This window comes from Lentzea kristufekii (assembly GCF_033949925.1).
Lineage (GTDB): Bacteria > Actinomycetota > Actinomycetes > Mycobacteriales > Pseudonocardiaceae > Lentzea > Lentzea kristufekii.
This window is the reverse complement of the sequence record NZ_JAXAVV010000011.1, coordinates 17,907-41,608: the sequence shown is the minus strand read 5'-3', so window position 1 is coordinate 41,608 and position 23,702 is coordinate 17,907. Positions and strand designations below refer to the sequence as shown.

Annotated in this window: 21 protein-coding genes and 1 pseudogene; 9 read left to right on the top strand and 13 right to left on the bottom strand. The window is 69.4% G+C overall.

The window, feature by feature from the left end; genetic code table 11:
- Window positions 1-21: 21 nt before the first annotated feature.
- Window positions 22-933: a universal stress protein gene (locus SK571_RS22640; RefSeq protein ID WP_319986080.1), complete on the bottom strand. Its 912-nt coding sequence runs from the start codon at window positions 931-933 to the stop codon at window positions 22-24.
- Between the two features lie 3 nt (window positions 934-936).
- Window positions 937-1,530 (bottom strand): Rv1733c family protein, encoded by a 594-nt coding sequence (locus SK571_RS22635; protein WP_319986079.1) that lies wholly within the window; start codon window positions 1,528-1,530, stop codon window positions 937-939.
- Window positions 1,531-1,691: 161 nt separating this feature from the next.
- On the opposite strand from SK571_RS22635, the gene SK571_RS22630 reads away from it, so the two are divergent.
- On the top strand, window positions 1,692-3,875 hold the full coding sequence (locus tag SK571_RS22630) for an aminotransferase class V-fold PLP-dependent enzyme (protein ID WP_319986078.1): 2,184 nt from the start codon (window positions 1,692-1,694) through the stop codon (window positions 3,873-3,875).
- Here the strand turns inward: SK571_RS22630 and SK571_RS22625 are convergent.
- The 7 genes from SK571_RS22625 to SK571_RS22595 all read right to left on the bottom strand — a co-directional run bounded on the left by SK571_RS22625 (window position 3,842) and on the right by SK571_RS22595 (window position 9,417).
- Window positions 3,842-4,105 (bottom strand): metal-sensitive transcriptional regulator, encoded by a 264-nt coding sequence (locus tag SK571_RS22625; protein WP_090072999.1) that lies wholly within the window; start codon window positions 4,103-4,105, stop codon window positions 3,842-3,844. The genes SK571_RS22630 and SK571_RS22625 overlap by 34 nt on opposite strands.
- Window positions 4,106-4,163: 58 nt before the next feature.
- The gene (locus SK571_RS22620) at window positions 4,164-5,012 is read right to left on the bottom strand and encodes a sulfite exporter TauE/SafE family protein (protein WP_319986077.1); all 849 of its coding nucleotides are present in this window, start codon (window positions 5,010-5,012) and stop codon (window positions 4,164-4,166) included.
- A gap of 5 nt (window positions 5,013-5,017) precedes the next feature.
- Window positions 5,018-5,593 (bottom strand): rhodanese-like domain-containing protein, encoded by a 576-nt coding sequence (locus SK571_RS22615; RefSeq protein WP_319986076.1) that lies wholly within the window; start codon window positions 5,591-5,593, stop codon window positions 5,018-5,020.
- A complete protein-coding gene (locus SK571_RS22610) occupies window positions 5,590-6,981 on the bottom strand; it encodes an MBL fold metallo-hydrolase (RefSeq protein ID WP_319986075.1) in 1,392 nt (463 codons plus the stop codon). Before SK571_RS22610 ends, SK571_RS22615 begins: the two co-directional genes overlap by 4 nt.
- 274 nt (window positions 6,982-7,255) lie before the next feature.
- Entirely contained in the window at window positions 7,256-8,134 is an 879-nt protein-coding gene (locus tag SK571_RS22605; RefSeq protein WP_319986074.1) for a universal stress protein, read from the bottom strand.
- Entirely contained in the window at window positions 8,131-8,700 is a 570-nt protein-coding gene (locus SK571_RS22600; protein ID WP_319986073.1) for a CBS domain-containing protein, read from the bottom strand. Before SK571_RS22600 ends, SK571_RS22605 begins: the two co-directional genes overlap by 4 nt.
- A gap of 24 nt (window positions 8,701-8,724) precedes the next feature.
- Window positions 8,725-9,417, bottom strand: coding sequence for a hypothetical protein (locus SK571_RS22595; RefSeq protein ID WP_319986072.1), 693 nt, complete (start codon window positions 9,415-9,417; stop codon window positions 8,725-8,727).
- A 246-nt stretch (window positions 9,418-9,663) separates the two neighbouring features.
- On the opposite strand from SK571_RS22595, the pseudogene SK571_RS22590 reads away from it, so the two are divergent.
- Window positions 9,664-9,747 (top strand): annotated as a pseudogene (locus tag SK571_RS22590) (LuxR C-terminal-related transcriptional regulator); the annotation flags it as partial.
- 16 nt (window positions 9,748-9,763) lie between these two features.
- Here the strand turns inward: SK571_RS22590 and SK571_RS22585 are convergent.
- Window positions 9,764-11,443: a GAF domain-containing sensor histidine kinase gene (locus SK571_RS22585; protein WP_319986071.1), complete on the bottom strand. Its 1,680-nt coding sequence runs from the start codon at window positions 11,441-11,443 to the stop codon at window positions 9,764-9,766.
- Between the two features lie 144 nt (window positions 11,444-11,587).
- On the opposite strand from SK571_RS22585, the gene SK571_RS22580 reads away from it, so the two are divergent.
- Window positions 11,588-12,583, top strand: a complete 996-nt coding sequence (locus tag SK571_RS22580; protein WP_319986316.1) for an Acg family FMN-binding oxidoreductase — start codon at window positions 11,588-11,590, stop codon at window positions 12,581-12,583.
- Window positions 12,584-12,589: 6 nt separating this feature from the next.
- Here SK571_RS22580 and SK571_RS22575 read toward each other — a convergent pair whose 3' ends face one another.
- Window positions 12,590-13,963 (bottom strand): MBL fold metallo-hydrolase, encoded by a 1,374-nt coding sequence (locus SK571_RS22575; protein WP_319986070.1) that lies wholly within the window; start codon window positions 13,961-13,963, stop codon window positions 12,590-12,592.
- A 165-nt stretch (window positions 13,964-14,128) separates the two neighbouring features.
- Between SK571_RS22575 and SK571_RS22570 the strand changes: the two genes are divergently transcribed.
- The 3 genes from SK571_RS22570 to SK571_RS22560 are packed head-to-tail and all read left to right on the top strand — an operon-like array spanning window position 14,129 to window position 16,547.
- Window positions 14,129-14,809, top strand: a complete 681-nt coding sequence (locus SK571_RS22570) for a universal stress protein (protein ID WP_319986069.1) — start codon at window positions 14,129-14,131, stop codon at window positions 14,807-14,809.
- A gap of 57 nt (window positions 14,810-14,866) precedes the next feature.
- Window positions 14,867-15,757, top strand: coding sequence for an ABC transporter ATP-binding protein (locus tag SK571_RS22565; protein ID WP_319986068.1), 891 nt, complete (start codon window positions 14,867-14,869; stop codon window positions 15,755-15,757).
- The gene (locus SK571_RS22560; protein ID WP_319986067.1) at window positions 15,747-16,547 is read left to right on the top strand and encodes an ABC transporter permease subunit; all 801 of its coding nucleotides are present in this window, start codon (window positions 15,747-15,749) and stop codon (window positions 16,545-16,547) included. The genes SK571_RS22565 and SK571_RS22560 overlap by 11 nt, the downstream gene beginning before the upstream one ends.
- A gap of 37 nt (window positions 16,548-16,584) precedes the next feature.
- Here SK571_RS22560 and SK571_RS22555 read toward each other — a convergent pair whose 3' ends face one another.
- Window positions 16,585-17,106, bottom strand: coding sequence for a flavodoxin domain-containing protein (locus SK571_RS22555; RefSeq protein ID WP_319986066.1), 522 nt, complete (start codon window positions 17,104-17,106; stop codon window positions 16,585-16,587).
- An 835-nt stretch (window positions 17,107-17,941) separates the two neighbouring features.
- Between SK571_RS22555 and SK571_RS22550 the strand changes: the two genes are divergently transcribed.
- A complete protein-coding gene (locus SK571_RS22550) occupies window positions 17,942-18,445 on the top strand; it encodes a GyrI-like domain-containing protein (protein WP_319986065.1) in 504 nt (167 codons plus the stop codon).
- A 320-nt stretch (window positions 18,446-18,765) separates the two neighbouring features.
- Here SK571_RS22550 and SK571_RS22540 read toward each other — a convergent pair whose 3' ends face one another.
- Entirely contained in the window at window positions 18,766-21,342 is a 2,577-nt protein-coding gene (locus tag SK571_RS22540) for a cation-translocating P-type ATPase (RefSeq protein ID WP_319986064.1), read from the bottom strand.
- Window positions 21,343-21,449: 107 nt separating this feature from the next.
- Between SK571_RS22540 and SK571_RS22535 the strand changes: the two genes are divergently transcribed.
- Together SK571_RS22535 and SK571_RS22530 are read left to right on the top strand one after the other, a co-directional pair.
- A complete protein-coding gene (locus SK571_RS22535; RefSeq protein ID WP_319986063.1) occupies window positions 21,450-21,875 on the top strand; it encodes a hypothetical protein in 426 nt (141 codons plus the stop codon).
- Window positions 21,876-21,884: 9 nt separating this feature from the next.
- A complete protein-coding gene (locus SK571_RS22530; protein ID WP_319986062.1) occupies window positions 21,885-23,672 on the top strand; it encodes a hypothetical protein in 1,788 nt (595 codons plus the stop codon).
- Window positions 23,673-23,702 lie beyond the last annotated feature (30 nt).

The following is a 23,702-nucleotide window of genomic DNA, read 5'->3' as shown; positions in this document are numbered from 1 at the left end:
GCGGCGCCCCATTTCCCTTGCTCAGAAGACTGTCTGGGCGACATCCATCTGTTCGGCGAGCCCTGGCCGGAGCAGGAGCACAGGACAAGGCGCGTGCCGCACGAGTGCCTGGCTCGTCGAGCCGAGCACCATGCCGGTGAGCCCGCCCGTGCCGCGGGAGCCCACCACGAGCAGGCTGGCACCCTCTGAGAACTCCGCAAGCCGTTGTGCGGCCGATCCGTGCACCACGTACTTCTTGACCTCCACGCCGGGGTGCCGGTCCGCGCACGCCTCCAACCGCTGGGCGACCAGCGCCTCACGGCCGGCGTCGAGCTCCGACCACACGATGCCGACGGACTCCGCGATCCTCGCCGTCCTCAGCGGCGGCTGCCAGACGTGCACGGCCACCAGTTCCACGTCGCGTGCCTCGGCCTCCTCGAACGCCCGATCCACGACGTACCAGTTCTCCGGAGCGCCGTTCAACCCGACGACCACCGGCCCGTCCGAGGCCGGGTCATCGCCGCGCACCACGACGACCGGGCACTTCGCGTGACATGACAACGCCACCGCGACCGAGCCGAGCAGCAGGCCGGTGAACCCGCCGAGGCCGCGCGAGCCGACCACGACCAGGGCCGACGTCTTCGACTCCTGGTCGAGCAGCCGGGCAGCGGAACCGACCTCCACGCGCACCTGGACGTCGAGACCGGGTGCGGTGTCCTCGGCAGCCGCGATCGCGCTGCGCACCCAGCGCATCGCCTCGTCGTGCAGGGCGTGACGGGCCATGCCTGACAGGTCCAGCGCGTCCGCGGGCAAGGGGAGCTCCGCATGCACGATGCGCAGCGTCGCGGCCCGGCGCGCTACCTCCGCCGCCGCCCAGCGAACCGCCCGTTGCGAGGAAGCGGATCCGTCGACGCCGACGACGACCGTGTTCGTGTGTCCAATGGGAATGGTCATGGCTCACCTACCCGTCCAGGCCGGGGCGATCCGCTCCCAGTCGTGCGCCCATCCGCGCATGCGGATCTGCTTGTGCGCGAACCTCGTGGCGAGGAAGAAGAGAGCCATCGAGCCGGCCGCCGCACTCCACAGCAGCAGCGCGAGGAAGATCGCGTCGAGCGCAGCGTCTTCCGCCGTGAGGGGAGGCTCGCTCACCTCACCGTTCTCACCGATCCAGATCGGCACCGCGGCGCCTGCCTTGGCGTCGTAAGGCGCCTGGACCGCGCCGTGCCGGGTACTTCCGTCCCGCGGGCGCCAAGTCGCGAGGACGGATGCGGCCTCGACTGCTCCGCCTCGTTCGGACATGCTGATAGCCGGCGGCGCGTCCTCGATCAAGATCGCCTCCGCTCGGCTCTTCGTGGCCTGCTCGACAGCTGCACGCGCGCTTTGCGAGGAGTAGATCTCGGAGCCGATGGCACCGGCCACGGGAACGGCCAGCAACGCCACCGCGATGCCCAGCACGAGCACCGTGCTCTCGATCCGGTCGCCTGCCGTCGCTAGCTCGTTGCGGTAGGGGAAGGCTTGATGGACGAGTCGGGACATCGAATTCGCGGTCATGGTCCACCTCCTGAAACCAGGTTTCCGGGCGGGAACCCCCATCCCCAGGGACCAACGTCTCGATCACGAAGAGCCTGTGGTCTCGGGTGGAGTCGCGGTGCGGTGTTCGCAGACGGGGCCCAAGAGAAGCCCGGAGCCGACGTCGAACCCAGGAGAACGCCATGACCACGCCCCTTCTCGTCGCCGGCCGGCAGCGCTACACCGACGTCCGCGACCGTGCGCTCGCCGCGATGCCGGCCGAGGAGGACGCGGCCGAGGATCTCGGCCTGAACCCGCTGGAACGTGTCTCCTGCCGCGTTCACCGGCGATGGCTGCACCACTGCGTGCACTCCGCCGACCACGTCATCAAGGTCACCGGCCACCGTTGGTGCCGCGCCTGCTCGTCGGCCGCGTCGGTCGGTGTCGACGAGCTGACCGGTGACGTGCTGGTCCGATGCGAGACCTGCCGGCGGACGCCCGACACCGCTGCCGTGCGAGTCTCGCGGCCGCGCAGGGCTTCTTCCCCGATCAGACGATCGCGAGATAGACAGGCACCTGGCTCCCTCAAGGGGCCTTCGTCCCCGCACACGCGGGCCCATCGACCGCGTTCACGGGCGGACACGTCGGTCCACGATGGACTAATGAACGGCGACGTTCTCGACGCACAGGCTTCACCCGTGCTGGACCGCATCCGGCGCGGCCTCATCGGTGACGACGAGGTCCTCGACGGCCCCTACGGTCCGCGCAGGATCATCTACGCGGACTACACGGCGTCGGGCCGGGCACTGACCTTCGTCGAGGACTTCATCCGCGCCCACGTCCTCCCCCGCTACGCCAACACCCACACCGAGAGCTCCGCCACCGGGCGGTACACCACGAGACTGCGCGAGCAGGCCCGGAGGCTCATCCGCGACTCGGTCGGCGGCACCGAGGACAATCTCGTGATCTTCTGCGGCTCCGGCGCGACAGCCGCGGTCAACAAGCTCATCGGCATTCTCGAGATCCGGCTTCCCGCGGGGTTGAGCGACAAGTACTCGATGATGGAGCGAATCCCTCCGGACGAACGTCCGGTGGTGTTCGTCGGTCCCTACGAGCACCACTCCAACGAACTGCCGTGGCGTGAGTCGATCGCCGACGTCGTGGTCATCGGTGAGGACGCCCGCGGTCACGTCGACGTCACCGACCTGCGCAGGAAGCTGGTCCGGTACGCCGGCCGCCCACTGCGGATCGGCAGCTTCTCCGCCGCGTCGAACGTCACCGGTGTGCTCACCAACACCGACAGCATCGCCGCGCTGCTGCACGACCACGGCGCGTTGTCCTTCTGGGACTACGCCGCGGCCGGCCCGTACGTGCCCATCCGCGTGCGGGAAAGCGGGCCTGGCCGCGGCGACCACAAGGACGCCGTGTTCCTGTCGCCGCACAAGTTCGTCGGTGGCCCGCAGACCCCCGGCGTGCTCGTGGTCCGGCGGGAGCTGCTCACCAACGCGGTGCCGACCGTGCCGGGCGGTGGCACGGTGGCGTTCGTCCGCCCCGACGGCCACCGCTATCTCGACGACCCCGTCGCGCGTGAGGAAGGCGGCACACCCGCCATCGTCGAGTCCATCCGGGCCGGTCTGGTGTTCGCGCTCAAGGACGCCGTCGGCACCCGGCTGATCCAGGCCCGTGAAGAACGTCTGTGGCGGTACGCCCTGGCCAGGTGGGAGGAAGAACCCGGAATCGAGATCCTCGGCAGCCACCGCGCCGCCAGGTTGTCGATCGTGTCGTTCCGCCTCCGGTCCGGTGAGCGCTTCCTGCACCACGACTTCGTCGTCGCCGTGCTCAACGACATGTTCGGTGTCCAGTCGCGTGGAGGGTGCTCGTGCGCCGGACCGTACGGACATCGTCTGCTCGCCATCGACACCGAGCACTCGTACGGCTACGACCACGAGGTCGAGGTCGGCTGCAGCGGCGTCAAACCGGGCTGGGTGCGGCTGAACTTCAACTACTTCATCACCGACGCCGTTCGCGACTACCTGGTCGAGGCCGTGCGACTGATCGCCCGGTACGGCCACCGGCTGTTGCCCGACTACGTCTTCGACCCGCACACCGGGCTGTGGACACACCGCGCCACGGCGACTCTCCCGCCGGGACTCCCGGACCTGCGTTCAGCCGCGACCACGAACGCACACGGCCACTCAGCCCGTGCCGGCGAAGCGGTGCTGGCCACCCAGCTGGACGATGCCCGGTGGCTGCTCGCCGCTCGTGCCGACCTGATCGACGACGGACCCACCGGACTGCCGGAGGACTTCGAGGCGTTGCGCTGGTTCGTCCTGCCGCCGGTGTGCCTGCTCGGTCAGGCCAGCGCCAGGAAGAGCTTCTCCAGCTGAGCCCGGTCGGCCACCGACTGCTCGGAGCCGTCGGAGATGCACTGCTCCAGTCCGCTGGCGATCAGCTTGAAACCGGCCCGGTCCAGCGCACGGGACGCGGCCGCCAGCTGCGTGATCACGTCCTTGCAGTCCCGCCCGGACTCGATCATCTGCACGAGCCCGCCGACCTGCCCCTGGACGCGTCGCAGCCGCTTGACCACGTCCGCGAGTACGTCTTCGTTCAGCTCCACCCGTTACCTCCTTCAGTACCCCCCAGGGTACCTGAGCAAAGGAGCGTCAAGCGGTGCATCACTCAGGGCCGCCACCCGCCGTGACCTTGCGACGCTTGCGGAGGACGAGCCATGCGCCGCCCACACCGGCTGCGAGCAGAGCCTCGACGATCCAGGCCACCATTGGCAGCTGCTGGGAGAGGACGAAGCCGCCCATCACGAGCACGAACCAGCCGAAACCTCTGCGCAGCAACGCCTCCGGGATCAGTCCGGTCAACCTGCCACCGATCAGGCTGCCGATCACCGCGGCGACGGTGACCATCACGGCGAGCTTCCAGTCGATGTGGACGGTCGCGAGGTACCCCGCCAGTCCGGCGAACGACTTCATCGCGATCACGACCAGCGATGTGCCCACGGCGATCGCCATGGGCAGCCCACCCAGCAACGCCAGCGCGGGCACCACGAGGAAGCCGCCACCGGCGCCGACCAGGCCGGTGACCGCACCGACCGCGAGGCCTTCCACGACCACCCGGCCGACCGGCAGCTCCCCGTGCGGCTGCACCGGGGCGCCGTCGCGGCGACCGCGGATCATCGCCGCCGCGGTCGCGATCATCATCACCGCGAAGCCCACCAGCAGCCAGGTGCCGGGGATGAGCTCCGCGAGGCGGCCACCGCCGTACGCCCCCGCCATGCCGGCGGCGCCGAACACCAGCCCAGTACGCCAACGCACTCGTCCAGCCCGTGCGTGCGACATGGCGCCCACAGCACTGGTGACACCCACGACGAACAACGACATCGCGATCGCCTGCTTGGGCTCCTGCCCGGCGATGTAGACCAGGATCGGCACGGTCAGGATCGACCCGCCACCACCGAGCACACCCAGCGCGAGTCCCACGAGCACCGCGGCGAGCAGCGTGAGCACCAGCATCCCGCTCACCCGCTCCCATCGCTCAGCGCGGCGACCACGGCCGGGAAGGTAGTGCGCGGGCCACGGTTGCAGGGCAGCTTGGCCAGCAGCATGCCCATGAGGCAGGTGTCGGTCAGCGACGCCACGACCAGCCCGGCGCCGACCAGGCCCGCGAGCCAGGTGACCGGCGGCACCAGCACGCCCACGAGGACGGCGGTCAGCACGATCGCACCGGCCACCAGCCGGACCTGACGTTCGAGCTCCCAGCGCGGTTCGCCGTGCCGTACCTCTCCACCGGCCGCCTGCCACGCGACGATGCCGCCGTCGAGCAGCCGGAGGTTGGGCAGTCCGGCGGCTGCCAGTGCCTGCTCGGCCTCCACCGCCCGCCTGCCGGTCCGGCAGATCAGCACGACCTGCTCGTCCAGGTGTGCGCGCAGTTCGTCGCGGTGCTCACGCAGCAGGTCCAGCGGCACGTTGTAGGAGCCGGGGATGTGCGCGGTCTCGAACTCGGCGGGCGTGCGCACGTCGATCAAACGCGGCCCGGCGCCGGACTCCACCTGCCGCCGGAGCTGCGCTACGTCGAGTTTCGTCGGAGTGCTCACGCCGGGTCCTCCACCACGTCGAGGCCTGCATCGCGCGCAGTGTCGAAGCCGTCGTCCACGTGCACGACGTGACGACCCGCCGCAGCCAGCACGCTCGCGGCGATGGAGGCCCGGTAGCCGGACTGGCAGTGCACCCACACGACACCGCCGGGCACGTCCGCCACTCGTCGCGGCAACTCGGGCAACGGGATGTGCACAGCACCGTCGACGTGACCCTGCCGCCACTCGCCGATCAGCCGCACGTCCAGCACCACATCCACGGCCGGCAGCCCGTGTGGAGGTCGCCCTGCCCGGGCGGCGGCCAGATCCGCGAACGTGGCCACGGCCAGCTCGCCCAAGCGGCTCTCCTCGTCAGCCCACTGCTCCGGTGTGCCGGTCGCGGCGGCCGCGGGACGATCGATCCCGATCCGCGCCAACTCCCGCTGCGCCTGCGCCACCTGCTCCGCCGACTCGCCGAGCAACGTGATCGGCGCGCCCCACGGCGCCATCCAGCCCAGCCAGGTGGACATCGGCCCGTCCAGCCCGAAGCTCAGCGTGCCGACCAGGTGCTGGTGAGCGAACGCCTTGCGCGAGCGCAGGTCCACCACCCACTCCTGGGAGTCGATCCGGCTTCGCAGCTCGGCGGGATCGGCGATCCGCACGGGCGTCAGGTCGATCAGTTCGGCACCCTGTGCGTTGCGCACTCCCATGTGCGCGTAGTAGGCGGGATAGGCGTCCAGTCCGGCGAGCATCTGAGCGACGAAGTCGTCCGCCTCCAGCCGCAACGCGGAGTTCGCCGCCTTCTCCCGGCCGATCGTGGACGACGGCGCGTCGGACTGCGTGGCCGAGCAGAAACTGCCGAACCCGTGCGTCGGCCACACCTCGGCGCCATCCGGCAGCAGGTCGGCCAACCGGCGCACGGAGGAGTGCTGGTGGTGGGCGAGGACATCCGCGTGCTGCTTGCCCAGCAGGTCCGTGCGACCGGTCGTGCCGAACAACAGCGACCCGCCGGTGAAGACACCTGCCGGCCCGCCTGAGCCGTGCAGGACGTAGGACACGTGGTGGAAGGTGTGGCCCGGTGTGGCCAGCACGGTCAGCCGCATGCGGTCGGACACCACGATCTCGTCGCCATCGCGCACCGGCAACCGCTCGAACGCCACGTCGTCCGCCGCGGCGACGGCGTACACCGCACCGGTCAGCTTGGCGAGCGCGAGCCCGCCGGACACGTAGTCGTTGTGCAGATGCGTTTCCACGACATGCGTGATCTTCACCCCGAGCCGGCCTGCCAGCTCCACGACGCGTTCGACGTCCCGCTGCGGGTCCACCACGACCGCCACCCACCCGTCGTGCGCCAGGTAGCTGCGGTCACCCAGGGACGAGGTCGCGACGACCTCGACTATCAACGACATGATCATTCCCCTCACTCGCACGGTCCGAGATTCGCCAGGAGACCCGGCGGAGGTACCCCCGGGGGTATCTCGTCTTTCACCGTACGCCGTCCGACCGCAAGACGACAACTACCCCCGGGGGTATGCGGCACGTGAGCTGGATCAGGCGGAACATCGCCCTGCAATGCTCCTGCATCCAGGCGTTACGCCTGCTGCGCCGGCATGGACGGTTCCGCAAGTAAAACTGTGCGGCCGTTACTCGTTCTGCCCTCGCAGAACTCCTGAAAAGCAGAACTCACCCGGAAGGACGGATGATCGCGAGCGGGCACGGCGCGTTGTAGACGAGTGCCTGACTCGTCGACCCGAGCAACATGCCGGTGAACCCGCCGCGCCCGTGACTGCCCACGACCAGAAGCTGCGCCTCCGCGCCATACCGCATGAGAGCGCGCACAGGACGGTCCCGCAGCACCACGCGATGCACCTGGACGTCCGGATACTTCTCCTGCCTCCCGGCCAGGCGTTGCGCCAGCAGCCGCTGTTCCTCCGCCTCGACCTGGCCCCAGTCCACGGTGAGCCTCGTAGCGCTGTCAGCGCTCTCCACCATGAAGTCCTGCCAGCACATGACCGCGGTCAACGAACGGCCACGCATCGACGCGGCCTCGAAGGCGAACGCCAGCGCGGCTTCGCTCGTCGGGGAACCGTCCACACCCACCACGACCGGACCATCGGGCACCGCGGTCCCGCGGACGACGACCAGCGGGCACTTGCCGTGTGCGGCCAGAGCGATCGCGGTCGAGCCGACCAGCAGGCCGGTGACGTTGCCGAGGCCCTGCGAGCCCAGGACCATCAGCCGGGCGTCGTGCGACTGCTGGATCAGCAGATGCGTCCCGTTGTCGTTGGAGACCTCGGTGGTCACCTCGACGCCGGGCGCCGCCGCGCGGGCTGCGGCAACCGCTTCGGTCAGCCACCCGTGTGCCTGGTCCTCGATGGCCTGCCGGATCTCGTTGCCCGTCAAGATGACTTCCGGATAACCCCTGACCGGCAACGAATACCCGTGCACCAGCCGCAAGGGCGTGTGGTGGCGGGCGCACTCTTCGGCGGCCCACTTCACCGCGGCCAGAGCCGACGACGAACCGTCGACACCGGCCACGACCGGGGCGTCGGGTCCGTTCATCGTTCTCCTCCGGTCAGAACGCGGACGCGCAGCACACCGGGAACGGACCCGGCGAGCGCAGCCAGGACGCGTTCGGTCTCCTCGTCGGCGTTGTCCGCACCGACAACGGCCTCACCCTCCTGGACGACGACCGTCCACTTGCGACCACCGCCGTAGAGGTCGAGCACGCGTTGCGCTTCGGCGGCCACGGTCGTGTCGGTGCGGGCGAGGACGCGCACGAGGTCTCGCCGGGTGACGACTCCGACGACCTGCGAGCCGTCGACGATCGGCAGACACCGGATGCGGTCGTCCACCAGCACGCGGGCGATCTTGCTTCCCTGTGCGCCGACATCCATCGCCACGGCGGGAGAAGTCATCACCTCGCCCACGGTCTTGCCGCTCGACTCGTCGACGTAGCCGTTGCGCAGCAGGTCCGCCTCGGTGACGATTCCGACGAGCCGCTTGTCGTGGTCCACCACCGGCAACGCGGTGAACCCGTGCGACACGAGCAACGCCGCTGCTCCGCGGACGGGCACCTCGGGTGTCATCGTGATGGCCGGACTGGTCATGATTTCGCGAGCACGCATGGCTTCTCCCTTCCGCTCTCGACGCTAGGAACGAGGCGCGCCGGCGGACGCGGCCGTTGGTCCCGCTCCATCCGGGTCCTTGGCACCCACGACCAGCAGCGCCTGCGGATAACCCGCGAGTTCGTGACGTTCGATCAGACCGGCGCGCCATTCCCGCCGATGCATCAAGTGGATCACCGGACGGACGCGCAGCCCCGCGACTCGCGCTGCGAGGACGGCCGCCTGCAACGCGGCGCCTCCGCGCACGTGATCCGGGCGCCTGTCGCCGACGGTGACCACGACCAGCGTGTCGTCGTCAACGGGGTGCAGTTCGGTGCCCGCCCAGTGGTTGGCGGACACGAGGTCCTTCGCCTCGCCGTCGCGCGTGCCTTCTGCGAGCAGCGTGGCCCGGTGCTGGTTCAGCTCCTGTTCGTCCGGTGGTTGCCGCCGATCGGCGCGCACGACCGCTATCAGGTCCGGGTTGGCGTGGTCAGCGGGGAACACGACTTTGGCGTGCCAGCCGATGCTCCGCACCGCGAGCACGATGTGCTCCAGAGCGGCACCACAGGTCAGCAGCCGGTCCATTCCCAGCGGGTCGTGCAGCGACCTGTGCGCGACCTCGTAGAGGTAGACCGACCGGTTGTGCAGTTCCAGCACCCAGGGCTTGCCCGCGCTGTACACGGGCGCCTTCCTGGCTGCTTCCACGATCTCCGCCGCTTCGGCGGCACTCCAGCGCATGCTTCGACGATCGGCCGGCGGTGGTCCACCGGACAGGGCGGAGCGTCTCGCTCTGCGCGGGCCGTTCGACTCTGCGAACCGGCACGGGTGGCGTTCGACGCTGGATCCCTCGGACGAGAAGGTTTCAGGCCTTTGGTCTCGGTCGCGGCTCGCCCGTGTGCAGGATCGTTCGATTCGACGTCGTTGAGCGATGAGGTGGCCGCGCGAGTCTTCCTGGTGGACGACCACGAGGTGGTCCGCGTCGGGATCGACGAAGGCCTGACGAACCGGCAGATCGCGACCAAGATGCACCTCGCCGAGAAGACGGTGGAGAACTACGTGTCGCACCTGCCCCGCGAGAGGACGGCTAGTCCAGGGGCACCTGCCACGTCACACGCGTACCGCCGCCGGGTTCTTCCGCGACGGCGCAGGACCCGCCGTAGCCGGCCGCGCGCTGCTCCAGGTTGCGCAGTCCGCTGCGAGCCACCTGCGGAGGCATGCCGACGCCGTTGTCCACCATGCTGATGATCAGCGTGTCGCCCGCCTCGACGGTGAGGGTCAGTTCGGTCGCGCGGGCGTGCCGCAGCGCATTGCTGGTCAGCTCTCTGACCACGGCCTGGGCGTGCTCACCGATGTAGTCGGGCACGAGGTTGTCGATCGTGCCGCTCATCCGCACCGCCGGTGTCACCGTTTCCCCTTCGGTGAGCTCGGCGACGATGTCGAGCAGCCTGCGCCGCAACCCGGTGTCACCGGAGTCGGCCTGCAGGTCGAAGATCGACGTGCGGATTTCCAGTACGGTCTGGTCGAGCTGGTTCACTGCCTTCTGCACCCTGCGCTTCGCCTCCGGGTGGTTCACCCAGGTCAACGCGCCCTGCAGGCTCATACCGGTCGCGAACAGGCGTTGGATCACGTGGTCGTGCAGGTCTCGGGCGATGCGGTCGCGGTCCTCCAGCACGTCGACCAGGCGTCTGGCGCTCTGGTTCTCGGCGAACTCCAGCGCCACCACCGCCTGGTCCGCCAGCGACGCGAGCAGCGGCATGAGGTCGTGCCCGAACGACGCCGCTCCCTTCTCCCGCACGGTCACCAGCATCCCGATCACCTTCGTGCCCGCGCGCATCGGCACGATGACGCAGGCACCCAGCCCGGTCCCCTGCGAACCGAACAACCCCTCCAGATCCTCGACCAGCATCGGCGCGCCTGACTCCAGGACCTCGGCGAGAACGGTCTCCTCGGTGTCGAGAGCCCCTTCGACAAGAGGCCCTCCTGCCTGCGCGGCGGCGTGCAGCCGTTGATCCTGATCTCCAGCGAGCAGGACGGCCACGCTGCCGGCCGCCGCGAGCTCCACGGCTCGGTGAACGATGAGCTGGAGCGCCTCGTCAGCCGAGGCACCGCCCAGGAGCTGCGCGTTGATCTCGGCGTTCGCCTCCAGCCACCGCTCGCGCAGCCGGGACCGTTCGAACAACCGCGCGTTCTCCACCGCCACACCGGCAGCGGCCGCCAGTGCCTCCAGCACCACCTCGTCGTCCGGGGTGAAGTCGGTGCCACCCGTCTTCTCGGTCATGTAGAGGTTGCCGAAGATCTCGTCGCGCACGCGCACGGGTACACCGAGGAAGCTGTGCATCGGCGGATGGTCGGGTGGGAAGCCGACCGAGGCGGCGTGCTCGCTCAGGTCGTGCAGCCGGATCGCCCGCGGATCCTTGATCAACAGGCCGAGCAGGCCCTTGCCCTCTGGCAGATGTCCCATCTTCGACCGCGTCTCCGGATCGATCCCGACGTAGACGAACTGGGACAGGTTGTCGTGCTGGCCGAGCACGCCCAGCGCCCCGTGACGAGCCCCCACCAGTTCCACGGCCGCCTGGACGATGCGCTGCAGGGTCGAGTCGAGTTCCAGGCCGGCACCGACGGCCATCACGGCGTCGAGCAGGCCCTGCATCTTGTCGCGCGTCGAACCGATCTCGGACAGCCGCTCACGCATCTCGTCGAGCAAGTCGTCGAGCCTCAACCCACCGAGGAGACTGCGCGGCTGGTGTTCTTCCCGCACCGTCATGACCCGAGCCTGGCACGCGGTCGTTGCGACGCCTAGCGATCCCGGCCAGATAGGGCCGTTCGGCAGTGGGGTCCGCATCGGGATCAGGTGACAGTGATGAATCCAGACACAGCAAGCCAGGCAACGGGGTGACGGACGGTGGAGATGATCGCAGCGTTGGGGTTGGCACCGGAAGAGGTGGAAACGGTGCTGAGGTCCGCGTCGCTGGCGCCGTCCGTGCACAACAGCCAGCCGTGGCGGTTCCGGGTGCTGCCCGACCGCATCGAGTTGCACCCCGACCTCGATCGCAGGCTTCCGGCCACCGATCCCGACGACCGCGAACTGCGTCTGTCCTGTGGTGCCGCGTTGTTCAATCTCCGCATGGCCTTGCAGGGGTTCGGCGTCCGGCCGCTGGTGAGCTTGCTACCCGGTCACGTGGCGCCCGGCGCGCTGGCGACGGTCCGCCGCGGCGGTGTGATCACCCAGGACGAAGAGATGCGGGCGCTGCTCAAGGCCGTGCCCACGCGCCGGACCAACCGCCGCCCGTTCTTCGAGTCGGGTGTGGACGCACGGCAGCGTCACGCTCTCGTGCGAGCCGCTGAGCTGGAACGGTCCTGGCTGCACATCGTCGGCGTGCGTGAGGAGGTCGCCAGGATGAAGGACTTCGTGCGACGTGCCCACCGGATCCAGCTGGAGAATCCCGCTGTCGCTTCCGAGCTCGAGAGCCTCACCGGGCACCGGCCGGACGCCGTGGACGGCGTGCCGCCCGCGTCCGCCGGTTTCCGACCCGAAGCGCAGGACGAGTGGATGTTCCGCGATCTCGACCCCGAGCACGGCCACGAACGTCCGTCCGGAAAGGACTACGAGTCCAATCCGCTGGTCGCGGTCGTCTGTTCCTTCTACGACGGGCAGCTCGGCGAGATCCAGGCGGGCCAGGCGATGCAGCGGGTGCTGCTGACAGCGACCACTCATGGCCTGTCCGCGTCGTTCATGTCCCAGCCGGTGGAGGTGCCCGCAGTGCGCGAGGAGTTGCGACGCGCCCTCGGGGGCATGCTCGTGCCCCAGACCGTGCTGCGCATCGGGTTCAGCACGCCGGTCCCCGCGACGCCGCGGCGACCGGTCACCGAACTCCTGATGGAACCCATGAGCTCCAGCGGCTGACCGGGGTCACACCAGGACCCGCTCGCCATCCCTCGGCACCACGGCAGTCCACCCGTGCTCGGTGTTGAGCCGGTCTGCCAGCGTCGCGGCACTCTCCGGTTCACCGTGCACGACGTAGGTGGTGGCCGGAGCGGGTCCAGTGGTCGCCCACGCCAGCAGTTCGCCGGCATCGGCATGGGCGCTGAACGCGTCGAGCACCTGCACCTCGGCCTTCACCGGTACGTACCGGCCGTGGATCTTGATCTCTCGGGCTCCGGCGACGAGTGAGCGGGCCCGTGTGCCGACCGCGGCGTAGCCGACGATGACGATCGTGTGCCTGTTGTTGGGCAGCATGTGCTTCAGGTGGTGCAGTACCCGGCCGCCGGTGGCCATGCCGGACGCGGAGATGATGATCGAAGGCTCCCTCGGGTCGTTGGCCCGCATCGACTGGGAGGCCGTGTGCAGCTCCGCCAGGTGGCCGGGGTCGAACGCGTCGTCGCCGTCCATCAGTTCGGGACGGATCTCCGGCCAGCTCTTCGCGACCGCCTGCCGGTAGACCCGCAGTGACGCCAGCGCCATCGGGCTGTCGACGAACACCGGCAGGTCCGGGATCTCCCCTGCCCGTACCAGCTTGGCGAGTTCGATCAGGATCACCTCGGTGCGATCCACCGCGAACGCGGGGATCAGCACGCTTCCGCCACGCGCGGCAGTGCGCCGGATGGTCTCCGCGAACAACGCGGTGGCAGCGGCGTCGTCGTGCGGGCGGTCGCCGTAGGTCGACTCGATGAGCAAGGCGTCGCAGGCGGGCCTCGGCTGGGGAGGCAGCAGCACCCGGTGCGCCGGCCTGCCCAGATCACCGCTCACCACGACACTGCGGTCGCCCAGGGCCAGATGTGCCCAGGCCGAGCCGAGGATGTGCCCGGCCCGCCCGAACTCGAGGTCGACGCCGTGCGCGATGGAGCGTGCCGCGTCGAAGTCGATCGGCCGGAACAGCCTGGTGGCGCGCTCCGCGTCGTCCGCGTCGTACAGCGGCAGAGCGGGCCGGTGCTTGGACCAGCCCGACTCGTTGGCTTGACGAGCCTCCTCCATCATCAGGTGCGCGCTGTCGGCCAGCACGATCCCGGCCAGGTTCGCGGTCCCCTCGGTGGTGAAGACCGGCCCGCGCCATCCGTGCCGCACCAGCACCGGGAGATAGCCGCAGTGGTCCAGGTGAGCGTGGGTGAGCACGACCGCGTCCAGCCGGCCCAGGTCGAGCGGGGGCTGCTGCCAGTTGCGCCGCCGCAACGGCGCCAGTCCCTGGAACAGACCGCAGTCCACCAGCACCTGCGAGCCGCCGGTGTCGAACAGGAACTTGCTTCCGGTGACCGTGCCCGTGCCACCTAGGAACGTCAGCGTGCTCATCGTCGTGCCTCCTCGTGCTGGAGACCACACGGTCCTTCTCCGGCCACCTGCGGGCACAGCGGCACGAGGCCCGGCGGCATCAGGACTTTCGTCCCGCTCAGGTGGTCACCCTCCGCTCTGGGTACCGCTGCCGCACAGGGCGACCGTGGACGTATGGAACCTGTCGTGGTGATCGCAGACGGCTCCCCGTGGACCGAGGAGGCCCTGCAGTGGGCAACCGCCCACGCGAAGCTCGTCGATGCCTGGGTCGAGACGCACCAGCTGGGAGACGACTTCCACGCCCAGCTCGTGGTGGTCGGTTGTCAGGGCAGGACCGGCTCTCCGCTCGGCCTCGGCAGCCACGTCCTGTCCGTTGTGTGCGCCGCGGGTTGCGACGCGGTGGTAGTACGCGGCACGCCGGACGCGCGGCACGGGTTGCACGGACGCATCACCGCCCTGGTCAGCGGAGGCGCGGACGACGCTCGTGTCCTCGCTCGTGCCGCAGTCTTCGCACAGAGCCGAGGTGCCACCTTGCGGGTGCTGCACGCCGCGCCGCCGTCCGTGGTGCGTGAAGACCTGGACGAGGACCACAGCTGGGTCCTGGAGCGCTCGACCGAGCTGCTCGCCGGGTTCCCGCACACCGCCGTCCTCGTGCGCAAGCAGCCGCACGAGGCGATCAGCCGTTGCACCGACACCGACCTGATCGTCGTCGGGCCCGGCGAGACCCGCTCGTGCGGCGCCGTGACCAGGGCCGCGCTCCACCACGCGCCTTGCCCCGTGCTCGTGGTGCATCGACCCGTTCAGGAGGAACACCGTGGCTTCCCTTACCTTCCCGCTCCTCGCAGACCGGTTCGCACCACGGTGTGAGGTCAGCCGCGCGGTCCGGCGCACCGTCAAGCGCTCCGCGGACTCTGGCGGTGTGCGATGAACGTCATCAGCACCCGTCAGCTCGGCAAGTCCTACGGGAAGATCGCCGCCTTGCACGATCTGAACCTCGAGGTGCGCCCTGGCGAGGTGTACGGGCTGCTCGGCCCGAACGGCGCCGGCAAGACCACCACACTGCGCCTGTTGATCGACGTCATCAGGCCGACCCGCGGCAGCATCACGCTGTTCGGCTCGAAGATGTCCCCACGGCTGCGCGGCCGCATCGGTTACCTGCCCGGCGACCTCGTGCTCTACGACCGCCTGACCGGCGCCGACTACCTGCGCTTCTGCGGGGCGGTGCGCGCACATCCGGACCTCTCCGAGGCCTTCCGGCTGGCCAAGCGTCTGGACCTGGACCTCGACCGGCCCGCGGGTGAGCTCTCCAAAGGCAACCGGCAGAAACTGGGCATCGTGCAGGCGTTCGGGCACCGGCCCGAGCTCGTGATCCTGGACGAACCCGCGAGCGGCCTCGATCCGCTGGCACAGAGGGAGTTTCACTCCTACGTGCGTGAATACGCCGACGGCGGCGGCACGGTGCTGTTCTCCTCGCACGTGTTGTCGGAGGTCGAGCAGGTCGCGGACCGCGTGGGCATCCTGCTCGCCGGCAGCCTCGTCGTCGAGGACACGGTCATGTCGTTGAAGGCCAACGCGATGCGGGAGCTCACCTTCACCTTCGGTGAGGAAGTCCCGGCCGCCTCCTTCGGCGACATCCCCGGTGTGCAGGCGGCGGTTCAGGTGAGCGGCACCGAGGTCCGGTGCCGGGCGACAGGCGCGGTCGGCGAACTCGTGCGCACAGCGGCCAGGTTCCCGCTGCTGAACGTCACGAGTCACGAGCCCGACCTCGAGGACATCTTCGTCCACTACACCGAGGAGCACGGCGATGACGACTGAACTGGTGACCAAGTCGTTGCGGGACAACCGCGGCAGCACCATCGGCTGGGGAATCGCCCTGGTGGCGAGCGTGATGCTGCAGCTCGCCGTGTACCCGGCGGTGCGCGACGCCGCAGGCGAGTTCGAGAAGGTGCTCGACTCGTATCCGGAGGCGTTCAAGGCGCTGTTCAACGTCCAGCAGTCGCTCGCCAGCGGCGTGGGCTACCTGCAGGGCGAGGTGTTCGGGTTCCTCGCGCCGCTGGTGCTGCTCGGTGTCGTGATCGGCCAGGCGGCCAGGGCCACCGCGGGCGAGGAGAAGGCGCACACGATGGACCTGCTGCTTGCCGGCCCGGCCTCCCGCACCCGCCTGCTCCTGGACAAGGCCCTTGCGGTGCTCGCGTCGCTCGCGATCGTCACGGTGGCTTTCGGAGTCGTGCTCGTGGTGGGCAGCAGCGTGGCCGGCCTCGGAGTGCCGTGGCTGGACCTGGTCTTCGCGGTCAAGGCGAGTGCTGTGGTGGCGCTGCCGTTCGGTGCGCTGGCGCTGCTCGTCGGTGCGCTCACGGGCAGGCCTGGTCTGGCGGTCGCGATCCCTGTGGGTGTCGGTCTGCTCACCTACCTGCTCGATGCCTTGTCCGCGCTGTCAGAGGAATTGCGCCCGTGGCGGGTGCTCTCACCGTTCCACCACGCCGCGGTGAACAACGCGCTGACCGGTGACCCGAGCTGGCTCGGCCTGGCCGGGCTGGTCGTGCTCACCGGCGTGCTCGTGGTAGCTGCGGCCATGGCGTTCGAACGGCGGGACATGAGGGCTTGAACACGACGCATCCACCGAGTACCGCCTCCGCGCTGTCTCAGCCGAGCGTTTCGGTGTCGGTCAGGTCCTCCGCGATCTGATTCGCCCAGACGTCGATCGCCGCCCAGTCGCGGAAGTCGCCGAACCGGCCACCCATGAGTCGGAACACCACCGCGCCGCCCCTGCCGAAAGCTCTCGGGGTGACGACGCCGGTGAACAGCTGGTGTCCCAGTGGACGCACGTCATCCGCGAGACCCGCGAGAATGTCCGACTCCTCCATGCCCGCCCACTTCCTCACGGGACCACGCAAGGCACCGGGCAATCCAACGCTGAACAACCACACCGGCTTGCGAGCCAGCGCCTGGCGTTCCCGCGACAGGAAACCGGCTGCGTTGGGCAACCAGGCCTGGTTGTGCACCGCACTGCCCAGCACGAACGCGTCGTAGCCGTGCACGTCGGACACCTCGTCCACGTTGCGTGTCTCCACCTCGTGGCCGTGTCCCCGCATTGTCCCGGCGATCCGCTGCGCAACGCCTTCGGTCGATCCGGCGGCTGTTGCGAAACCGACGAGCACCTTCATCCTGTCCTCCTACGATTGCGTGCTGCGCCACGCGGAACCAAGTCGTCCCGCGGCCGCGCCTCCGTCGATGCGTTGAGCTGGCTCTGAGTGCTCGTCCTGTTCTCGGACCACGATCGAGTCTGTTCGTGACCGCTGGACACGCGGAACAGTCCTTGGTGCGCATCGGAGAGGGACCTTCGCCTCTCCGGACATGCCGCACCACCCAACGAACTCCTCTTCGAGAGAGAACAGGAACGGCAATCCTGTCGCCTCCGGCACTTCGAGGAGCTCGGCGTCCAGGTGCGCTCCGGACCGGTCACCTGGTCCGAGTGAAGCGAAGTAGCCCAGTCGCGCCGGAAGGTGTGCGCATGGTGCTCGTAACCGAAGTAGTCCACCTCGACTCGTGGGAGCCGCTCACGGTGTTGCGGACGCGGCTCACCGCCCCGGCGGCGCGCATGAGCGATGCCGTGAGAAGCACGGAGGAAATGCTGGTGATCGCCGCAGGCCGTGCCTCGATGCGATGTGCCGGCCCCACAGAGGTGGCCGTGCTCGGGCCACCCAGGAGGTGCACACAGGTCGAGGTTCGCATTCCCGTCACCGGCGTCCCCACCGCGGGCGTGCTCAGCAGCCTCTGGCTCAGGCCAGGAGGAACTGTCGCCCGCATGTTCCTCGATCCCGGAGCCGGCGATCTGGCGACCACCTGCGAGGTGCTGTTCGCCTGGGTCGCCAGCCGCGGCTACCAGCCCGCCGGACCGCTCACCGTGGTCCACCTCTGCACACCGGAGCAAGGCCTCGACCCACGTGATCACCTCGCCGAGATCGCCGTTCCCGTCCGACGCGGGCAAGGAGGACAGCCATGCGCTACGCAGTCCACGTCAAGCAACTTGAACCGAGCACAGCACTGTGCGTCCGGATGACCGCCCCCACCGGCCGGGTCGTGGAGGCCGTGCGACGCACGCAGGCAGGACTTGCCGAAGGTGCTGAACTGGTCGGTCTCAAGACCTCCGGGCCTCCGGAGGTCTGCTACCTGAGCGAGCCTCGCCGCAGTGCCGCGGTGCAGGTCGAGGTGAGTCTCCCGGTGGCACCGGACACCCGGCAGCTCGCCGGCGGTGTGGTCCGCCGGACTGGCGGAGAGGTCGCGCACGTCCATCACAAGGGCCCGCACGAGGACATCACCGGCGCCTACGACGCGCTGTACATCTGGGTTCATCGGGCGGGCTACGAGGTCGCGGGTCAACCGACCGAGGTGTACCTGACCGGTCCGGCCGACACGAGGTGTCCGGAGGATTACCTGACGGAGGTCATCGTTCCCGTCCGCCGGGCAACCGCAGCAGGTGCACACGCGGTCTCGCGCACCTGACGTTCCCACCTCGGTCGCCCGTCGTCGTTCTCGGCGCCGTGCCCAGCCACCTGACATCCGCAGTTCGAGCAAACAGGTGCCGGCAGGTGGATCGCGCGATCAAAGCTGTCGAAGGTGTGCACGTCTTCCTCCGTCGTCAGGTGGAATGCCCTGTGTCGGTGTTGTTGCTTCACCTGACCGGGGTGAAGCAACACCGCTCGGTGCGTGCCGAAGCTTCCGCGCGGTCCGCCAAGCGATCAGGAGTCGGCCACCTCTCGGGCGTGCCCCTGCCTCGTCGTGCCGTCGCCATGCCGAACCCAGAACTCGGCCAGGTGGCGTCGTTACGGCGTAAGGGGCCGCTCTGGCCGTGTGAAGTGGGCGTTGCGGATGAGAAACGCCTTTGCGAGAGCATCGGCCAGCACTACGACGGGAACCGTCGCCAGCGCCAGTCCCCAGCCGAGCGCCGAGGGTGCGTGCCCACCCAGCAGGTCAGGCAGCGGTGGCAGGAACAGGAACACCGCGAGCACGGCGAGTTCGAACGCGACCGCCCAGAGCAGCAACCTGTTGCCGCGCAGACCCACCTGCGGCACCGGCCGGATCACGCTGCGGCACGCGTAGGCGTTCGCGAGCTGACCGAGCACGATCGCGGCGAACGCGGTGCCGGACGCCGTCGCGAGCAACGCCGCATCCGGGGTCTCGCCGAAGTGCCAGCCACCCACGAACAGCACCGAGAGGAACGCCACCATCGACATCGCTGCCTCCGCAGGGCCGAGCACGAGGAAAGCTCGGCGCACCAGGCCTCCGTCGATGAGCGCCCCGGAACGCAGGCGTCCACGCATGGTCCGCTTGTTCGGCGGCTCCGCACCCAGCGCGAGCGCGGGCAGCAGGTCCGTGCCGATGTCCAGCGCGAGCACCTGGAGCACGGTGATCGCGAGCGGGATCGAGCCACCGGACAGCGCCCACACCACGAACGGCGTGAGTTCGGCGACGTTGTCGGTGAGGTGGTAGGTGAGGAAGCGGCGGATGTTCGCGAACGTCGCACGGCCCAGCTCGACCGCGGCGACGATGGTGCCGAAGTGGTCGTCGAGGAGCACGAGGTCCGCCGCCTCGCGCGCCACGTCGGTGCCCGAGGCACCCATCGCGACGCCGATGTCGGCCGCGCGCAGTGCCGGGCCGTCGTTTACTCCGTCGCCGGTCATCGCGACGACGTGTCCCCTGCGCTGCAACGCTGTCGCGATGCGCAGCTTGTCCTCCGGCGTGACGCGGGCGACCACGACGCCGTCCCGGTCCAGCAACGAGCCCAGCTCGTCCTGGTCGGCCGGCAGCTCCCTGCCCTCCAGCACCAGGCCGTCGGGACCCAGCAGACCCACCTGCTCGGCGATGGCCCGCGCCGTGGCGGGATGGTCACCGGTGATCATGGCGATGCGGATGTCCGCCAACCGGCACGACACGATGGCCTCGGCGACGTCGTCCCGCGGCGGGTCCTGCAGGCCCACCAGACCCAGCAGCTCGAGATCCTGTTCGGCGTGCCGCCAGGACTCCTCGTCTCCCGGCCGTGTGGGCCTGCGTGCCACAGCCAGGACGCGCAGCCCGCGCTGAGCCAGCGCCGCCAGGGCGTCCTGCGCACCGAGCACCATCCCGCAGAGGGGCAGAACGGAGTCCGGTGCGCCGGTCACGTGCACGCCGTCTGAGTCCACAACGGACGAACGCCGGCGCCTCGGGTCGAACGGGAACCGCACGGCGTCCGCCGACGGGCCGTCCACACCCAGACGTCCGGCGAGGACGTGCAGGGCGACCTCCATCGGGTCGCCGACCGGGAGCCACTTGTCGTCATGGTGGCGTACGTGGGCGGCGGGTGAACACCGCTTGGCGCTCGACGCCAGCGCACGCACCTGGCCGACCGCGCCGGAGGCACCGTTCACGGTGCCGGTGGGTTCATATCCGTTGCCATGCACGGTCACCTCGCCACGAGGCGTCCACACCTGCACAACGGACATCTCGTTGCGGGTCAACGTGCCGGTCTTGTCGGTGCAGATGAACGTCGTCGCGCCCAACGTCTCGACCGCGTCGAGCTTGCGCACCAACGCGTTCCTCGCCGCCATGTTCTGCGCCGCACGCGCCAGCGACAGCGTCACGGTCGGCAGCAGTCCCTCCGGCACCAGCGCGACAGTGACGCCGATGGCGAAGAGGAAACCTTCGGCGAGCGGGAGTCCCAGCAGCACTGCGACACCGAAGAAGACCGCACCGACGACGACCGCCATCACCGCGACGACCACGACGACCCTGTGCAGCTGGGACGCGAGCGGGCTGCGCGGCGGTTTCGCCTCCTGGGTCAACGTGGCGATGCCCGCCAGCTTCGTGTGCCCGCCAGTCGCGGTCACCAGCACCGATGCTTCACCTTCCGCGACGTAGGTGCCCGCGTAGACGTGTCGTCCCGTTTCAGGTCTCGCCGGAACGCTCTCACCGGTCAGCATCGACTCGTCGACGGCGAGCCCAGCCGCGGTCAGCACCTCGCCGTCAGCGCACACCCGAGCACCGGCCTCGAGCACCAGCTCGTCACCGACGACCAGTTCGGACGCGTCGACCTGCCGAAGGTGTCCGTCCCGGCGCACCGTGGCGCGCAACGGCATCAGATCACCCAACCGCTGCGCGGCGCGGTCGGCCCGATATTCCTGGGCGAACGCGAAAAGCCCGTTGAGCACCACCACCACGACGATCGCGACCGCCAGCGCGGGCATGCCCGCAACCAGCGCCAGCACCGCCGCGCCCCACAACATCAGCGCGAAGAAGTGCACCAACTGCTCCACCAAGAGCAGCAACGGATGCCTTCGCCGCGCGGCCGGCAGCGCGTTCGGGCCGTCGGCGTGCAGCCGCCTCGCCGCCTCGGCCGAGGAGAGTCCCGTTGTCGCGACAGTCATGACTGCATCTCATCCGGACCGGCGAAGGACACACAGGGCGTGACGTCCCACCGGATCGGGGCCGATGTTCCCTGTCCCGCTGTCCGTCCCGCCTCGACCCTGAGGGCATGGACACGGACAGCTACATCGCCTTCCTCGTCGTCAGCACGCTGCTGGTGGTGATCGATGCTGTGATCATCACGATCAGCGGGCGCAAGTACCTCGGCGACGACGACCACCCCGGCATGAGCGTGGCCGCCAGCTGGCTCACGACCACGTTGTTCTCGCTGATCGTGCTCGGGCTCGTCGCGCTGATCTCCACCGTCGACCTGCCCGTGGACGGCGAGCTGCAGAAGCTCGTGACCAAGCTCGGGATCGTGCTGCTCCTGCTGGCCTTGGCCCACGCGATCACGATGACGGTCCTGGCGCGCTACCGGGGAGAGGAGCGTCAGGAACACCTCGCCGACGAGCTGGCGGAGAAGAGCCGGGGACACAGGCGGAAGCCCGAGGTGTCGCCGTCGATCGAGCGCGACGAACCGTACTCGACTGCGTAGGGGGAAGAGATGTCCCGATTGCTCAGATCGGCTGCAGCCGGGTTGCTGACGGCAGTGCTGTGCCTCGGCATGTCCACCGGACCAGTGCTGGCCGACGGCCAGGCTCCGACCGGCCCGAGCGGCACGGTGTCGCCCAGTCCGCCGGAGACCGCACCCAGCGAGACCGCACCTACCGAGACCGCGCCTACTGAGACCGCGCCTACCGAGACCGACCCGGCAGAGCCCGGCCCGACCTCGTCCAGAACGCCCGAACCGACAACCACGTCCTCCGGGTCTTCCGCGCCCGTCGCGCCTGTCGTGCCGGCAGAACCGGCGGCGGAGCTGGCAGACCTGCGCCTGCGGGTGTGGTTCGACAAATCCTCGTACCGTGCGGACGAGACCATCTTCGTCCACGCGGCCGTGACGAACGCGGGTACCGCGACCGCGAACAAGGTCGTGCTGAGCTGGACCGGAAACCTGGACAACAGCTGGTGGCCTCCCTTCGACCTCTACGGGGTGCCGATCGAGCCGGGACAGACCGTCGAAGGAACCACCTACGGCAGACTGTCGACGGACGCGGAGGCGGTGCGGCTCGTCGTGACCGTCCGGCAGTTCGACGGTGAACCGGACGCCGATCCCGGCGACAACACGGTGACCGTGTCCGTACCGGTCGTCATCCCGCGCGGCAGCTTCCGCGGCACCATCTACGGGGACCGCGACGGCGATCACGTGATGGATCCCGGCGAGGCACTTGCCGGTGTCGGCGTGCACATCTCGGGTGGTTCCCCGCACACCGACCGCACCACCACCACCGACGCGTACGGCGTGGCCGTGTTCCGCGATCTGCCCGCCGGCAGCTACTACACGTTCGTGAACTGGTACGGCTCCGGGTGGTACGTGCCCAGCTGGGGCGGGACGGTGGACGGTGTGGACGACCCCGACGTCCTCCTCCGGGCAACGCCAGAGCTGTCGCAGGACAGGCTCAAGGCATCGTTGGCCTTCCCACAGGCGTCGTATCGGCGCGGCGACATCCCGCGAGCGGTCCTGTCGTTGCACAACACCAGCACCGTGCTCCTCACCGATCTGGTTGCCGACTGCGACAGCGCGGACGAGGGGGAGCTGACACCGGGCAGCCGGGGCGCCACCCTGCGGCCTGGTGAGAAACGCGACTTCGTCGTGACAACGGCACCGATCGGCGATGCCGAGGCTTCGACCGGCTACATCCGGTTGTACTGCATGGTCAGCGCCAGCGGCAGCAGTCTCACCCCTGGGCTCACAGCGCTCGCACGCGTTCCCGGTGGCGTGGCGCCGCGGGTGGCCGGCAGTCTCGTCAACCTGACGCACGACCCCATCCTCGGACCACCGAACGGCGTGGCGTTGCCGGGCATCAAGGTCTACCTGCGTGACCAGATCGACAAGAAGGTCGTCGCTCGAGCTGTCACCGATGCCAACGGCCTTTTCTCGTTCTACAACGTGCCGGCAGGCCCGTACCACCTCGGTGTGGTCGGCCCGTGGCGGCTCTACTACGGCGAGGAGTTCGTCGTGCGGGACGGTGAGAACGGCTACCCCTCGCACTACGTGGTCGTCCGCCCCGGACCCGATCAGCCCGATCCGGATGCCGTTCCGCCCGGAGGCACACCGCCGGGCGGTGGCCCGCCGCCGGACACCGCTCCACCTGGCGGCACACCGGAACTGGCCGCGACCGGTACAGGTGCTGCGCGACTCGCGTTGAGCGGTCTGCTCACCCTGCTCATAGGTGCCGGCCTGGTGCTTCTCGCACGTCAGGGTCCCAACGGTCCCGGCTCACGCAGGACCTAGGCCCCTCACGCCGTGCTGCCGCCGATGCGA